Raw genomic sequence first — 15,466 nt, 5'->3', positions numbered from 1 at the left:
TTACTTTTATTTAATAAATAAATTTATTTAACAAAAAAGCTTGTACCATTTTTGCTATGGTGCAAGCTTTTTTGTTTATTTTGAATTTTTAAAGAATTGCTAAGCTCTGTTTATAGAACCAAACATTTCCATTTTTTCTTTAACTGTCACTTTTATTGCTTCAAATCCCGGAGCTAATAATTTTCTAGGGTCAAAACCTTTGCCCTCTTTATCTTTACCTGCCTCAATGTATTTTCTAGTAGCATCTGCAAATGCCCATTGACATTCTGTATTTACATTTATTTTAGCAACACCTAGAGAGATTGCTTTTTTTATTTGCTCTTCAGGGATACCTGTACCGCCATGAAGAACTAATGGCATATCTCCAACTACCTCTTTAATTTTTGAAAGAGTTTCAAAGCTTAGTCCTTGCCAGTTGTCAGGATATTTTCCATGTATATTTCCTATACCGCATGCAAGCATTGTGATGCCTAGGTCAGCTATTTTTTTGCATTGCTGAGGGTCAGCAATTTCACCCATGCCTATTACACCGTCTTCTTCACCTCCGATGCCACCGACTTCTGCCTCTAAAGATAAACCTTTTTCGTTGCAAATTTTTACTAATTCTTTTGTTTTTTCCATGTTTTCATCAAAATCATAATGAGAACCATCAAACATTATAGAGGAAAATCCAGCTGATATGGCTTTTTTAGCTCCTTCATAGCTACCGTGGTCAAGGTGAGTGGCTACCGGTACAGTTATTTTTAACTCTTCAATCATGGCTTCAACCATAGCCTCTACAGTTTTGCAGCCACACATATATTTTCCAGCACCCTCAGATACACCAAGTATTACAGGAGAGTTATTTTCCTGAGCTGTTAAAAGTACAGCCTTTGCCCATTCTAAGTTGTTGATATTGAAATGTCCAACAGCATATTTTCCTTTTACTGCGTTTTGTAGCATTTGTTTAGCAGATACTAGCATAATATCCTCCCTAAAAGATAGATTTTTATTCAAATTGTATCATTATTTATTTTAATTATAGCACAAAATCTGTTATAATCAAATAAAATTGGAGCACACATTATGATAAAAATAAATATTAATAATTATGAAGGTAAAAAAATGAAGAAAAAAGACATAGCTATTGTAATTATAGTTTTAGTTATTTTAAGTTTAATTTTTTTATTTAAGTTTTTTAGACGAAATGACAATGTAATATTAGACAAATCTGACAATAATATACAAGCTCAGCAGGAAATTGAAATAAAAAGCTTAGCAGATACAAAGCAAAGCAATGAAGCACCTCAAAAGGAATACATAGCTGTCTACATCAGTGGTCAAGTAAAAGAGCCAAAGGTAGTAGAGTTAAAAAGCGACAGCAGGCTGATAGATGCTATACAAAAGTGTGGTGGATTTTTAGAAGATGCCGACAAAGATGCAGTAAATTTAGCAGTAATACTAAAAGATGAGGAGCATTACATAGTACCAAAAATTGGAGAAATCAATGTAGCTAATTGTCAAGCTGACAGCTCTGAAAAAAATGTAGCCATGACTGGGTTAGTAAGTCAGACGCCAAAACAAAGTGGAAAAATAAATATAAATACCGCAGATAAATCTGAGCTTATGAAACTGCCAAAGGTAGGCGATAAAACAGCAGACAAGATAATTACATATAGACAAAATAACGGAAATTTTCAAAAAATAGAGGATATAAAAAACATCAGCGGCATTGGAGACAAGACCTTTGATAGTATGAAAGATATGATAACAGTCGAATAGCAAAAAAAGAATTGGAGTTTTGTTTTATAAAAAATGTTTTGTGTAGTTTATTTAGAAATTTTTTACTATAAAAAATATTAAAAAATGCAAAACAGAAGAATTTAAAATATATGAAAATAAAAAATATTGACCTTGCAGGTGTAAATAAATATACCGAAAGTTTTTATGTATTGCCTGATGGTGGAGGAGAAAAAGACATAATACTTTCTAATCAAATCATTGTAATAAAAAAAGTATATATAGTGTCGGGAAAATAATGTATATATGAATTTTATCAGATATTATATCGCAAACAAAATTCCTAAATACATACTAATGAAGAACGTGGGAGTAATTGACAGGCAAATTAGGATAGTGAAAAAATACTTAACTCTTCCATGAAACCTGAACTTATGATATAGTAAAATATATTTTAAAGTTCAAATTAAGCTCAAAGTTTTAATATACTTTTAGATAAATAAAATTTTGGAGGGGTTAATGGGTAGTTCAAGGAGACGTAGAAAGAAAACTAATTTTTTACCAATTTTTGTAATTATACTGATAATATCAATTACAGGTGGATATTTTTTTGTTAATGGACTTAAAAATCCGGTAGACCCAAAGGCTACTGCTGATATAGAATTTACAGTGCCACAAGGCTCAGGGGCAAATCAGATTGGGCAGGCTCTTAAAGCTCAAGGCTTAATTAAAAACGCTAGATATTTTTCGTATTTTGCTAAGAAAAACAATTTAACTGATTTTAAATACGGAGTTTATGACCTAAAAAAATCTGATGATTTACTTACAATCATCAAAAGGCTCAATGAGGGCGGTAGACCTGAGGGTGAAAAGGTAACTATAATAGAAGGTTCTACTATAAAAGATATAGCGAAATTGATGGAGGAAAAGGGTATAATGTCCGCTCAGCAATTTTTAGACGCTATATCTGACAAGTCAAAATTTGAAACTGAATTTGATTTTTTAAAGCAAATTCCAAATGGAAACCTAGAGGGCTATTTATACCCTGCAACATATTTTTTTACAAAAAATGAAGCGCCTGAAGAAGTAGTAAAAAAACTTTTACAGCAAACGCAAAAAGTTTTTACTGACAATAATGTTTTAAATTCATATAGCAGGGTTTCACCTAAAATTAAAGATTTAAACGACTTCATCACTCTTTGCTCAATAGTTCAGGGTGAGTCAGGCAAGGTTGACGACATGAGAAAAATCGCCAGCGTATTTTTAAAAAGACTTTCCATTGACATGAAACTGCAATCTGATGCTACAATGCAGTACATCACAGGTGAGAATAAGCCAAGATTGTCTTATGATGACATATCTTCGTCAAACCCATACAACACATACAAGCACGCGGGCTTGACCCCAGGACCGATTTGCACTCCGTCAATAGCTGCAATAAATGCGGTGCTAAACCCTGATGACACAGATTATTTGTACTTTGTAGCCGATATGCAGGGCAACACTTATTTTTCTAAAACATATGAGGAGCATTTAGCAAAGACTAAGGAAATTTACGGAGAATATTAAGATGTTTAAACAAGACGATATAAGCTACGAAAAGATTTTTGAATATATAAAAGTATTTAACGAAAAAACGGATGAGCTGGAAGAGTTAAGAAAAAATTCCCTAGAAAACAATGTGCCGATAATAAAAGATGATGTAAAAAGTTTTTTAAGAGTGTATTTAAGTATAGCAAAGCCTAAGAAAATATTAGAGATTGGTACAGCGGTAGGCTATTCTTCGATATTTTTCGCTTTAAACTCAAATGCTACAGTTGACACCATTGAAAAAAGCGAAGAAATGTTTGCTAAAGCCACAGAAAATATAAAAAGCTTTGACTTAGAAGCTAGAGTAAGGGTACATCTAGGAGAGGCAACAGAAGTATTACAGACGATTGATGAAAAATATGATTTTGTATTCATAGATGCGGCAAAGTCACATTACAATGAGTTTTATGCACTTACCAAAGAAAAATTAACTGAAAATGGTACAACTATTTTTGACAACATTTTATACAGAGGCTTTGTCTGCGTAGATAAAATGGAAGTTCCAAGAAGAAAAAGGACTATTTACACATGGCTCAACGAATTTTTAGACAATATAAAAGTCACAGAAGATAAATATACCATGTTGCCGCTTGGTGATGGACTGCTTGTAATTTCAAAATAAAATTTAATATGTATTTTAAATGAAAAAGTCTTATTTCGGGTTTTAAACCGGTAAGACTTTTTTGAATTTTAGCAAACCTAAAGTTTCTAATTTATGGACTTTTAGACACTTTAATGGTACAATATTGATATATAATGTTTTATGCAATAAAGAGTTTCGGAGGAACAATGAAAAAAATAGAATTGCTTGCACCGGCAGGAGATTTGGAAAAATTAAAAACTGCAATAATTTATGGTGCAGATGCTGTATATATAGGCGGAGAAAAATTAGGACTTAGAGTAGCATCAAAGAATTTTGATGATGCTCAAATGAAAGCGGGTATAGAATTTGCTCACCAAAGAGGAAAAAAAGTTTATATAACTTGTAATATTACTGCTCATAATGATGATTTGGACGGAGTAGACGAATATTTTAAAAATCTTGAGGAGCTTGGAGCAGACGCACTTATAATTTCTGACCCGGCATTTGTGCAAATTTCAAAAGAGTCTGTACCGAATATGCAGCTGCATTTATCCACTCAGGCAAACACTACAAATTATATGACAGCAAAATTTTGGCAAAGTCAGGGTATATCAAGAATAGTTGCCGCAAGAGAGCTATCTATTCAAGAGCTTGCAAAAATTAAAGAAAAATGTCCTGACCTAGAGCTGGAAATGTTTGTCCATGGTGCGATGTGTATGTCCTACTCAGGCAGATGTCTTATAAGTAACTTTATGACAGGCAGAGATGCCAACAAGGGCGAATGTGCTCAGCCATGCAGATGGAATTATTCACTCATGGAGGAAAAACGCCCAGGCGAATATTTCCCAGTAGAGCAGGACGAAAGAGGCACATATTTCTTCAATTCAAAGGATTTATGTTTGATTGGAAACGTAAAAGAAATAATAGAGGCGGGCATTGACTCTATGAAAATAGAGGGCAGAGTAAAAACTGCTTACTATGTAGCCACAGTGGTTAGAGCCTATAAAATGGCGATAGACGCATATTATAAAGACCCACAAAACTATAAATTTGATGAAAAATGGCTAGAGGACGTTAGCAAAGCCAGTCATAGAAATTTTACAGACGGCTTTTTTCATAAAGAGCAGACAAATGACACAGTAAATCTGCAAAATTATTCCACAAGCTCATATATTAGGACTTATGACGTAGTAGCAATAGTAAAAGACTTTGATGAGCAAAAAAATATGGCAAAGGTAGTCCAAAAAAATAAATTTTTAAAGGGTGATGAGGTCGAAATAATCGGACCAAATTTTGCCACTCAAAAGGCAATCATAAATAAGATTATATCTGAAAAAGGAGAGCAGCTAGAACAATCAAATGTGCCTATGCAAGAGGTATATATAGATGTAGGTATGAAAATAGATAAGGATTTTATGATTATAAAACAATTGTAAATTATAAATATACAAGGAGGAATTATGTCTGATAATCTTGATTTAACGATGATGTTTAAAGCAGGCAACAAACCGAAAAAAATGACACCAAGGGAAGTCATAGCATATGTGAAGTCTGCACTGGACGAAAAGGGATACAATGCTTTAAATCAAATAGTTGGATATTTGCTATCAGGTGACCCGACTTATATTACCAATCACAAGGACGCTAGAAATATGATAACCCAATACGAAAGAGACGAATTGTTAGAAGAAATAGTAAAAGACTATATGGAGCGTAATCTTTAATGCGAAAAATGATGGGACTAGACATTGGCAAAAAAAAGATAGGCATTGCGATTTCAGACCTTTTAGGTATGACAGCCCAGCCTAATACAACAATTCGTAGCAAAAATTTGGACGAACAAATTCAAAAAATATTGGATTTAATCAAAGAAAATGACATCGTAGATGTCGCTGTAGGCTTGCCCAAAAAAGAAAATGGAGAGTTAGGCGACCAAGCAGAGTGGACGCAGGGCTTTGTAGAAAAAATCTTAGAAAAAAATCCAAATATTAATATCCATTACATTGACGAGAGACATACCAGCAAGATGGCACTAGAGCAATTAGGGCATCTTTCCATGAAAAAAATCAAAGAAAAAGAGTTAATAGATGCTCTTGCAGCTGTCAATATTTTGGAAATATATATGCAAAAGAAGGCACTGGGAAATTAAAATGCAAGACATTACAAAATTAAGTGCAACAAACTTAAAAGAATATCTAAAACAGGTAAATGTTGAAGATTATCCAAACTATATAAAAATGCTTGATACAAGCACAAAAAAAACTGTACTTGCAATAAAAACTTCGTTACAAAAAAAATACCAAGCTTATCAAGACGAGCTAAAAAGAATAGCTGATTTATACAAAATTCATCAAGATATCCAAAATCATTATGGCATTAAAAATATACTTTGCATTGATGAAGTGGGCAGAGGACCGTTAGCAGGACCTGTTACAGTATGCGGAGTAATGTTAAGTGAAAATCCGAACATACTTAATGTCAATGACAGCAAAAAATTAAACGCTGTAAAAAGACAGCAGATTTACGATTTAGCCTTAAATAAGGGTATAAATTACCATATAGAGTCAGTATCAAATAAAGAAATTGATGAAATGAATATATTAAATGCCACATTTTTTGCAATGAAAAAAGTGGTTGAACATTTTAAAACTGCAGAATTTGTGCTGGTAGATGGCAATATGAAAATACCAAATTTAAATTTAAATCAAAGTGCAATAATCGGCGGAGACTCAAAAGTATACGGTATAGGCTTGGCATCAATTATAGCAAAGGTCACTAGAGATACCTACATGGAAAAAATGTCTCAAATATACCCGCATTATTACTTTGATAAAAATAAAGGCTATGGTACATCTGAGCACATCGAAGGACTAAAAAAATATGGACCGTGTGAAATTCATAGACTTAGCTTTATAAAAAATATAATTTAAAACATTATAGTTTTATGACTAAAAAATAAAAATTATTTAGGAGTGCGATTTTTCGCAAGTATGAAGAATGCTTACAAATACAAACCTTGATATGAAAAACATACCTACTCATATAGGTATCATAATGGATGGCAATGGACGATGGGCAAAAAAAAGATTTTTGCCAAGGACAGTAGGACATAAGGCAGGAGTAGAAACTGTAAGGGAAATTGTCAGAAAATGTGCATCATTAAATGTGAAATACCTAACCTTATATGCTTTTTCCACAGAAAATTGGAGCAGACCAAAAGATGAAGTATCGGCACTGATGAGCCTGATAGTCACATATCTAAGAAGTGAGCTGGAGGAGCTAAATAAAGAGCAGGTAGTAATAAAAACCATAGGAGATATGTCCGCCTTGCCTGACTTACCAAGGCAGGAGTTAGAAAAAGCAGAGGAAAAAACTAAGGACAATGAAGGTTTGGTTTTGACCTTGGCTATAAATTATGGCTTTAGGGCAGATTTATTACAGGCTATAAATAAATTAGCACTTGAAAATGTCAAAGAAGTTGACGACAAAAAACTTAGGAGTTATATGTATACATCATTTTTGCCTGATATAGATTTACTTATAAGAACCAGCGGAGAAAAGAGACTATCAAATTTTATGATGTATGAAGCAAGCTACAGCGAATTATATTTTACAGACGTGTTGTGGCCGGATTTTGGACCTGATAATTTAGTTGAGGCAATCATAGATTATCAGAGCAGGCAAAGAAGGTATGGAGGACTTGCAGATGAAAACTAGGGTAATATCTGCTTTAATATTACTTCCACCACTAATTTTCGTGCTAGTCAAAGGTGACTTTTTATTAGCATTTTTAGCAATGATTGCAAGTTTAATAGCTATATATGAGTTTACAAATGCTATACATGTAAATATTGATAAAAACGAAAAATATATATTATACTTTGTTACTATATTGAATATGGCGGTGCTGTATATTAAAGGACAAAATCATATGCTATCAATTGTATTCTTACTTCTTTTGCTTGAAGGTTTTTTGGTAGTAAGTGACAAAGTTACTCCAAATAGTGCGGCTTATACTATGTTTACCTACGTTTATATAAGCCTGCCACTTGCAAGTATATATGCGATATCTAAATACCATGGAGACTTTTTTTGGTATATATTTATTTTTTCAATGGTTACTGATACTATGGCATACTTTTCGGGATATATATTTGGAAAACATAAGTTGTCTCCTAAGCTAAGCCCGAAAAAAACTATAGAAGGTGCAATCGGTGGAGTGATAGGCTGTACATTGGCATCAGTAGTTTATGCAATCTATTTTCATAAAGATATGATATTACAAATATTAATATTTTCAATATTTGGTTCATTAGTTGCTCAGGTAGGAGATATTTTTGCAAGTGCCTTTAAGAGATGGACTGGGATTAAAGATTACGGAAATCTAATCCCGGGGCATGGAGGTATTTTAGACAGGACAGACTCAATTTCGTTTTCTGCCTTATATGTATTTATAATAGCTCAGCTATTTTAATAAAACATTTTTCAATTTTATAGTTTGCACATACGTTAAGGAGGGAAATTTATGATAATTAATCATAATCTAATGGCAATGACTGCCTATCGTGCTTACAGTAATCATGCTTATAAACTAAGTGGCATAATTGAAAAACTTTCTACAGGTATGAGAATTAATAGAGCCGCTGATGACCCTTCAGGACTAATGATTAGTGAGAGAATGCGTTCTCAAATAAGAGGATTAAGGCAGGCATCATTAAACTGCTTGGATGGCATTTCTGTACTTCAGACAGCAGAAGGAGCACTAGACGAAGTCCATGCTATGCTACAAAGAATGAATGAGCTGGCTGTAAAAGCTGCTAATGGCACATGGAATAATAATGACAGAGAAGCAATGCAAATGGAAATAAACCAACTGGCAGAAGAAATTGACTCAATAACCTCCGGTGGAGGAACACAATTTAATAAAATTAATCTTTTTGATGGCACAATGGTTGGCAAAAAGCTGCAAACAGGTGCAAATGCCGGACAAACCATGGATATAGGTATTGAAAAGATAGACACAGGCACAATGGGTTTACTTGGCAAACAGACCATAGAAGTCAAAATGGAAGATGGCACTACAAAAAGAGTTGAGGTAAGGGGCATAAACGTTATGACGCCAAAAGATGCCAGTAATAGCATAGCTAAAGTAGCTAATGCAATTAATCATGTCTCTTTAAGACGCTCTGAGATGGGTGCAAAACAAAATCGATTAGAGTATAAAATAAATAACCTTAACAACCAAGCCGAAAATCTGCAAGCAGCTGAGTCACGCATAAGAGATGCTGACATGGCAAAATTAATCAGTGAATTCTACAAGGAAAGTTTCTTGATGCAAGCAGCACAGCTAATGCTGGCACAGGCAAATCAGGTTGCTTACAATGTATTATATCTTTTGAGAATGTAATTTAAATTGTGCTTATTTTTTACCATGAAAAAATTTAAAAGTCTTTCAAATAACAAAGCGGTAATTTCTGTTGCAGTTGTAATAATAATGACAGTAATTAATCTTATAGTGCTGGGAGCATTAATCTCAAACCAAAATAAATATCTGACGTCCTCTTTGAAAAGTCAGACCTATGCAAATGAATTGCTTGAGCAGTCTAAGCTGGCAGTGATTGACAAAGCTGTAATAGAAACCTTTAAAACCACATTTTATGAGGAAAATCCAAGGTTTATGGACTCAGATTTTGTCACATATATAAAAAATGATGGAAAGTCTGTACTACAAACATATGGAGTAGATAAAATTAATAAAAAATTTAGAACTAAATTTACTATAAACCTGCAATATTATGTGAAAATATATTGCCCAAAGGAATTTAATCTGAATGTTAAAGAGCTGTCCTCAATTTATGGCTCTAGTATAACAGATTTTCATGTATATACATTTCTTGATGACACCAAAAGAACTGAAAAATTGTATTATAGGCTTAATTCACCTAAGTTTACAGGTGAGGATATAGACTTGATATTATCAGATAATTGGGAGAAGGTTTTTGATAAGTATAAAGATATGGTTATAGTTAAAAGCTTATATTAATTTTATAATTAGGGTGCAGTTTTGCAGAAAAATAATTCACATTTCGGATTTACTCTATTAGAAATAATCTTGTCAATAACATTATTTTTTGTAGCAAGCTCAATTTTTATTGCGAATATAAATTTTACAGCCTACTTATCAAAAAATGAAATTGATACATTTATAAGCAATATTGAGCTGGTAAAAACAGCAAATGCAAGTGGTGACAGGAGTGCAAAAATTATAATAAAACCTGAGCAAAACTGCTATGAGCTATTGACAAAAAGTACAAAGACAATCTTCAACTTTACTAATGTAAAAATAACAGGCTGGACTCTTGACGAAATTAGATTTTATGAGGACTCTTGGACAAATGGCAACACAATTGATTTAGTCACTGATACAAAAAAATACACCCTTACTATTGCTGCGATAACCGGCAGAGTAAAAGTAGTGGAGGTATAAACCATGAGAAAAAATAATGGTTTTACATTATTAGAGGTAATCTGCTACATATCATTGATGCTGGTCTTTGTTTCAGCCCTGTTTAATTTTATGAATTTTTCATTAACCAAAGCCTCTATTACATATAATGACTCTATAAAATATCAACAAAGTCAAAATCTTGAATTATACATAAAAAATCAGCTTGCACAAGGACAACGAATACTAAGCCTACAAGAGGGCGACACGATTGTAAAATATGTTATTTTTCAAAAACCCCCAAATTTTAACGGGCTTTATAAATTGTCCAAAAAGGAGATTAAGTTATCAAAAAATTCTAAGCTACTATTGGAAACAAAAAATTGCATACTAAAGGCAGACGCAGAAAAATTTATCACATTAAGTGAAGAGCCGGTAGCTATTAATGTGATATTTGAAGATGTAACAGAGGCAAGTAGTCAAAAAATAGACAATGAGGCTGTCTTTAATTTTAAGATAAATTATGATGGTAAAGATAGTGAATTACAATTTTCGCTACCGTTTGAAAAAAATGAATATGAATTTTTAAATTGAAATATAAAAAATAATACTTAACTAAAAAATCTGCTAAAGGATTTGATTGATATCAAAAACTTTAGCAGATTTTTAATTTATATAAAATTATAATTTTGGCTCTATATGGACGTTAGTTTCAGTGCAGCTCCCAAATTTATTTTTCATTGCATTTATAATTGCATGGTTTAGTGTATGAGCCTCTCTTACTGTCATATCAGGATTTACATGAATGTGCATATCTACAAAAATTCTGTTTTTTGTGCCTCTAGAACGAATTTTATGCACGTCAGTAATACCATCAAATTGCTCAAGGACATTTAATATATCCTTGTCGTCTACAGATTTAGCATCTATTAAAATATTGCCATTCTCAGTCAGTACCTCATAGGCAGTTTTAAATATAACAAAGCCTACAAAAAAAGTAACTATTACATCCAATATTGGAGGAGCACCAAATTTTAATAAAATTAACGATATAAAAACTCCAATAGTTACAAAAATATCTGATTTAGTGTGATTTGCATCAGTTATTAAAAATGCACTACCAAGCTTTTTGCCCTGCTTTCTTTCTAATATAACCACGATTATATTTATCACAAGAGTTATAATTATAACAATAATACTCTGTTTTGATATTGACGGTCTTACCCCTGCAATATATTTTGTGATTGAGTCATATATTGCCTTTAAGCCTACAAATACAAGCATAAAGCCTACAACAAGAGCAGAAATAATCTCAATCTTATCATGACCATATGGATGCTCCTCATCCTCAGGCTTAGTCGCCAGCTGTATGCCTATAATGCCTATGATATTTGATGAACCGTCTGATAAAGAGTGAAAACCGTCTGCTACCATTGCAGAGGAAGAAATAATACTCCCTGCTAACATTTTCATACCTGCTACAAGAAAGTTAAATATCAAAATCACAAATAATACGAACTGAACCTTTTTTTGATTATCATTTACCATGTGAAATTTTCTCCTATTCATTTTCAATTAAAAGTATTATATCACAAAATTCCAGTTGTAAACACAAATATTAAATGTCAATTGATAACGACTTTAATTAAAATTTTTGTAGTATTGAAACTTGAATAAAAACGAAAAAATTTCACACAAAACAATGAAAAAAAATTTTTTTGAATAATAAAAAAAACTACTGGGCAATAAAAAAGTATAGATATAATTTACCTATACTAAAATACTTTTATCCAAATTACCAAGCTTGTCCAAACAATTTACCCTGAAAAGTATTTCTCTTTGTAAGCTCTTTGTCAATTGAGTTGAGGACATTTCTTTTATTTAAAATCCATTTCGGAGCAATTAGAATATCTTTTGCTCCATCTCCAGTGAGCCTATGAATTACAATATCTTCTCTTAAATGCTCAATGATATCGCAGATAAAGGAAACATAATCCTCTTTTGAATAAAGAGTAAACTTGCCATCAGCATAGTCTTTTTCTAAATCAGTACCTGATAAAACATTTAGCATTTGTAGCTTTATACCCCAAACAGGCAAAGAGTTTAAATGCTCTACAGTTTCTATAATCATTTGTCTATTTTCATTTGGAAGCCTCAATATTGTATGAGCAACGCACTTTATGCCACGCAAATTAAGCTTTGCTACAGCTTTATTGAAATCATCTACATCGTAATAAAGCCTTAAATATTTAGAGGACTTTTTGTGTATAGTTTGCAGACCAAGCTCTACAAATAAAAAAGTCTTTTTGTTTATCTCAGCAAGTAAATCCAAAACCTCATCAGCTAGACAGTCAGGTCTTGTGCCTATTGCCAAGCCTACGACATATTTGTAATTTAAAGCAGTTTCGTATAAATTTTTTAGCTCAGTCAAAGATTTTTTATAGGTATTTGTATAATTTTGAAAGTAAGCAATATACTTTGCATCAGACCATTTTTTTGAAGTAAGCTCTATTTGCTTTTCAAGCTGCTTATTTATAGACAAGGTTGAAAATGTAAAATCTCCTGAGCCCTTTGCAGAACAAAAAATGCACCCTCTGTTGTCAAGGGTGCCATCTCTGTTTGGGCAGGTAAAGCCGCCATCAAGGGATAATTTTACAATTTTTGTATCAAAATTTTCCCTCATGGACTGATTAAAGGAATAATATTTTTTTGGGAAATAAATCATTATATTCCTACTTCTTCTTTTAAGTAAAATACATATACAGAGCCCGGACCGGTGTGGCAGCCGATAATTATACAAGTGGAGTCTACTATAAAATCGCTGTCTTTAAATCCAAATTCGCTCATAAATTTATCTTTTATTTCATATATTAACTCAGTGTCAAGGCAATTACATAAATATATTGGAGCTACAGGAGCACCGTTACAGTCACTTTGTGCTTTTTCTACAAAATATTTTGCTAATTTTTTGTAGCCTCTTACCTTATCAGTCATATGAAGTTTGCCTATAGAGATATTCATTTCAATTATAGGCTTTAAGGAAAGAGCATTAGCGACAAAAGCGGTAGTTTTTGATATTCTTCCACCTCTATACAGATATTCCAAATCAGTTACCGCTAGATATGCACAAATCTTTGTCAAGGTGTCATCAGCTATTTTTATAAGTTGCTCAATTGTCATACCGTTATTTGCACCATTAAGCACCTTTGACACCACTAAATCGATACCCGCTGTTGCCATTTTACTATCATAAGAATACACATACTGTTTTTTGTATTTTTCGTTCAGTTCATTTATTGCCATTAATGAGGTATCGTAAGTAGAGCTAAGCCCCGATGAAAGGGAAAAATATATAGCCTCTTGCTTATTTTTATAAAACTCTTCAAAATATTTTAAGTAAGTAGAAATACCTACCTGAGCAGTTGTGTAGACTTGTTTATTAAGCATATTTTCATAAAACTGCTGCGCAGTTATATCTCCGGTGAAATATTCCTTATTATCTTTTTCTGATATGACAGGCATTGGTATTACAGTTATACCATTTTTTTCGCCAATTTCCTTTGTGTATTGTGACGCTGTATCAACGATTATTTTTACACTCATTTATTACCTCAATTATTTTTTAATTTAGTAAATTTAAATCTATTATACTTTATAATTACAGAAAAATCCACAATAAAATAAATGTATAGATATAGATAGATTGAATTATATACGTTATTTCTTAAATTATTATAAATAATTTAAAATTAAATATTACATAAATTGACAAACAAACGTTTTTGATATAGAATTGTCACGATACATAAATTTAATTAGGAGGATGGTAAATGAAAAAATTATTTACACTTGCTTTGGCTTCAGTATTATCCATCGGCTTAGTAGCTTGCGGTGGTTCTGACACAAAAAAAGCTGAACAGCCGGCAAAAGACGACAAGACTGCTACTGAGCAGGCTACAACTCAAGAGGCTACTAAGGATGCAAAGGGTACTTTTGACATCGAAGTTACTGACGAAATGAAAGAAGCTGCAAAAACATTTAAGGTTGGTATGGTTACTGATACAGGCGGTATCGATGATAAGTCATTCAACCAAGGTACTTGGGAAGGTATTAATAAATTTACAGAAATGACTTCTGCCACTGCTAACTATGCTCAATCTAATTCAGATGCGGATTATTTGCCAAATTTATCTACATTTGCAGAAGATGGTTCAAACCTTGTAGTAGCAGCAGGATATTTATTTGCTAGCTCTATAGAAGAAACAGCAAAAAATTACCCTGATACTAATTTCTTATTAGTCGATGAAAAAGTTGCTCCATTAGATAACCTTGCATCTGCATCTTTTGCAGAAAATGAAGGCTCTTATCTAGTTGGTATTGCAGCAGGAGAAACTGCAAAGGCAGCCGGAAAAACTATGGTTGGATTCATAGGTGGCGGAGACTCTGAATTAATTCAAAGATTTGAAGCCGGTTATGAAGCAGGCGTTAAGAGCGTTGACTCTAATATCCAAGTAAAAATTGAATATGTTGGTGGATTCTCTGATTCAGGAAAAGCTCAATCTATAGCTGCAAAAATGTATGATGAAGGTGCGGCTGTAATATTCCATGCAGCAGGTGGAGCAGGTAACGGTCTAATTAAAGAGGCTAAGGACAGAAGATTAAACGGACAAGACGTATGGGCAATAGGCGTTGATAAAGACCAATACGAAGAAGGTATATATGAAGATGGAAAATCTGCAATACTTACTTCTATGGTAAAAAGAGTTGACGTAGCATCATTTGATATATCAGTACAAGCTCTTAAAGGAAAATTCCCGGGCGGACAAAACATACTATACAACATCAAAAATGGTGGTATAGATATCCCTGAAAAAAATCCTAACCTTTCTGATGATATAATCACAAGGATTAATGCTGAAAAAGAAAAAATTAAGAGCGGTGAATTAGAAGTACCGGCAGTTCCTACTAGAATTTCAGGACAAAAATAATTTTAAACTCAGTAAATTTATTTGCTGATTATAATTAATTTGTATTCAAATTATAAAAGCTCTGCTTAATTGCGGAGCTTTTTTCTTGTCTAACAATTGTGAAAACCTTTATATTATGGTATAATCACTTTGACTTTTAGT

At 32.6% G+C, this 15,466-nt stretch carries 19 protein-coding genes; 15 read left to right on the top strand and 4 right to left on the bottom strand.

Annotated features, from left to right (window positions below; genetic code table 11):
• Positions 1 to 99 precede the first annotated feature (99 nt).
• Positions 100 to 963, bottom strand: coding sequence for a class II fructose-1,6-bisphosphate aldolase (fba, locus tag BBG48_RS03470; protein WP_068911964.1), 864 nt, complete (start codon positions 961 to 963; stop codon positions 100 to 102).
• A 102-nt stretch (positions 964 to 1,065) separates the two neighbouring features.
• Between fba and BBG48_RS03465 the strand changes: the two genes are divergently transcribed.
• From BBG48_RS03465 to BBG48_RS03405, 14 genes are all read left to right on the top strand, one after another.
• Entirely contained in the window at positions 1,066 to 1,761 is a 696-nt protein-coding gene (locus BBG48_RS03465; protein ID WP_094754353.1) for a ComEA family DNA-binding protein, read from the top strand.
• 110 nt (positions 1,762 to 1,871) lie between these two features.
• A complete protein-coding gene (locus BBG48_RS10955; protein WP_158527897.1) occupies positions 1,872 to 2,018 on the top strand; it encodes a hypothetical protein in 147 nt (48 codons plus the stop codon).
• A gap of 220 nt (positions 2,019 to 2,238) precedes the next feature.
• Positions 2,239 to 3,288, top strand: a complete 1,050-nt coding sequence (gene mltG / locus BBG48_RS03460) for an endolytic transglycosylase MltG (RefSeq protein WP_068911962.1) — start codon at positions 2,239 to 2,241, stop codon at positions 3,286 to 3,288.
• A gap of 1 nt (position 3,289) precedes the next feature.
• Positions 3,290 to 3,931 carry an O-methyltransferase gene (locus tag BBG48_RS03455; protein WP_068911960.1) on the top strand — a complete coding sequence of 214 codons (642 nt, stop codon included), beginning with the start codon at positions 3,290 to 3,292 and terminating at the stop codon, positions 3,929 to 3,931.
• 167 nt (positions 3,932 to 4,098) lie between these two features.
• Complete coding sequence (locus tag BBG48_RS03450; protein WP_068911958.1) at positions 4,099 to 5,328, top strand: peptidase U32 family protein; 1,230 nt, start codon at positions 4,099 to 4,101, stop codon at positions 5,326 to 5,328.
• A gap of 24 nt (positions 5,329 to 5,352) precedes the next feature.
• A complete protein-coding gene (locus tag BBG48_RS03445; RefSeq protein WP_068911957.1) occupies positions 5,353 to 5,616 on the top strand; it encodes an IreB family regulatory phosphoprotein in 264 nt (87 codons plus the stop codon).
• Positions 5,616 to 6,041, top strand: coding sequence for a Holliday junction resolvase RuvX (gene ruvX, locus BBG48_RS03440; RefSeq protein ID WP_068911955.1), 426 nt, complete (start codon positions 5,616 to 5,618; stop codon positions 6,039 to 6,041). Before BBG48_RS03445 ends, ruvX begins: the two co-directional genes overlap by 1 nt.
• Position 6,042: 1 nt before the next feature.
• Positions 6,043 to 6,822 carry a ribonuclease HII gene (locus BBG48_RS03435; RefSeq protein WP_068911953.1) on the top strand — a complete coding sequence of 260 codons (780 nt, stop codon included), beginning with the start codon at positions 6,043 to 6,045 and terminating at the stop codon, positions 6,820 to 6,822.
• Between the two features lie 67 nt (positions 6,823 to 6,889).
• A complete protein-coding gene (locus BBG48_RS03430) occupies positions 6,890 to 7,609 on the top strand; it encodes an isoprenyl transferase (RefSeq protein WP_068911951.1) in 720 nt (239 codons plus the stop codon).
• Positions 7,599 to 8,366, top strand: coding sequence for a phosphatidate cytidylyltransferase (locus BBG48_RS03425; RefSeq protein WP_068911950.1), 768 nt, complete (start codon positions 7,599 to 7,601; stop codon positions 8,364 to 8,366). Before BBG48_RS03430 ends, BBG48_RS03425 begins: the two co-directional genes overlap by 11 nt.
• A gap of 51 nt (positions 8,367 to 8,417) precedes the next feature.
• Positions 8,418 to 9,299, top strand: coding sequence for a flagellin N-terminal helical domain-containing protein (locus BBG48_RS03420; protein ID WP_068911948.1), 882 nt, complete (start codon positions 8,418 to 8,420; stop codon positions 9,297 to 9,299).
• 24 nt (positions 9,300 to 9,323) lie between these two features.
• Complete coding sequence (locus tag BBG48_RS03415) at positions 9,324 to 9,935, top strand: hypothetical protein (protein ID WP_068911946.1); 612 nt, start codon at positions 9,324 to 9,326, stop codon at positions 9,933 to 9,935.
• A 21-nt stretch (positions 9,936 to 9,956) separates the two neighbouring features.
• A complete protein-coding gene (locus BBG48_RS03410; RefSeq protein ID WP_068911944.1) occupies positions 9,957 to 10,379 on the top strand; it encodes a hypothetical protein in 423 nt (140 codons plus the stop codon).
• A gap of 3 nt (positions 10,380 to 10,382) precedes the next feature.
• Positions 10,383 to 10,931, top strand: coding sequence for a prepilin-type N-terminal cleavage/methylation domain-containing protein (locus BBG48_RS03405; RefSeq protein ID WP_068911943.1), 549 nt, complete (start codon positions 10,383 to 10,385; stop codon positions 10,929 to 10,931).
• An 87-nt stretch (positions 10,932 to 11,018) separates the two neighbouring features.
• Here the strand turns inward: BBG48_RS03405 and BBG48_RS03400 are convergent, their stop codons facing one another.
• From BBG48_RS03400 to BBG48_RS03390, 3 genes are all read right to left on the bottom strand, one after another.
• A complete protein-coding gene (locus BBG48_RS03400; RefSeq protein ID WP_068911941.1) occupies positions 11,019 to 11,885 on the bottom strand; it encodes a cation diffusion facilitator family transporter in 867 nt (288 codons plus the stop codon).
• Between the two features lie 247 nt (positions 11,886 to 12,132).
• Positions 12,133 to 13,062, bottom strand: coding sequence for a TIGR01212 family radical SAM protein (locus BBG48_RS03395; RefSeq protein WP_068911939.1), 930 nt, complete (start codon positions 13,060 to 13,062; stop codon positions 12,133 to 12,135).
• Complete coding sequence (locus BBG48_RS03390; RefSeq protein WP_068911937.1) at positions 13,062 to 13,940, bottom strand: DegV family protein; 879 nt, start codon at positions 13,938 to 13,940, stop codon at positions 13,062 to 13,064. Before BBG48_RS03390 ends, BBG48_RS03395 begins: the two co-directional genes overlap by 1 nt.
• Positions 13,941 to 14,167: 227 nt before the next feature.
• Here BBG48_RS03390 and BBG48_RS03385 point away from each other — a divergent pair, with 227 nt between their 5' ends.
• On the top strand, positions 14,168 to 15,325 hold the full coding sequence (locus BBG48_RS03385) for a BMP family lipoprotein (RefSeq protein WP_068911935.1): 1,158 nt from the start codon (positions 14,168 to 14,170) through the stop codon (positions 15,323 to 15,325).
• Positions 15,326 to 15,466: the final 141 nt, after the last annotated feature.

This window comes from Criibacterium bergeronii, assembly GCF_001693775.2.
In the GTDB taxonomy this organism is placed as follows: Bacteria; Bacillota; Clostridia; order Peptostreptococcales; family Filifactoraceae; genus Peptoanaerobacter; species Peptoanaerobacter bergeronii.
The sequence above is the reverse complement of the archived record's forward strand: the minus strand, read 5'-3'. Positions and strand labels throughout refer to the sequence as shown.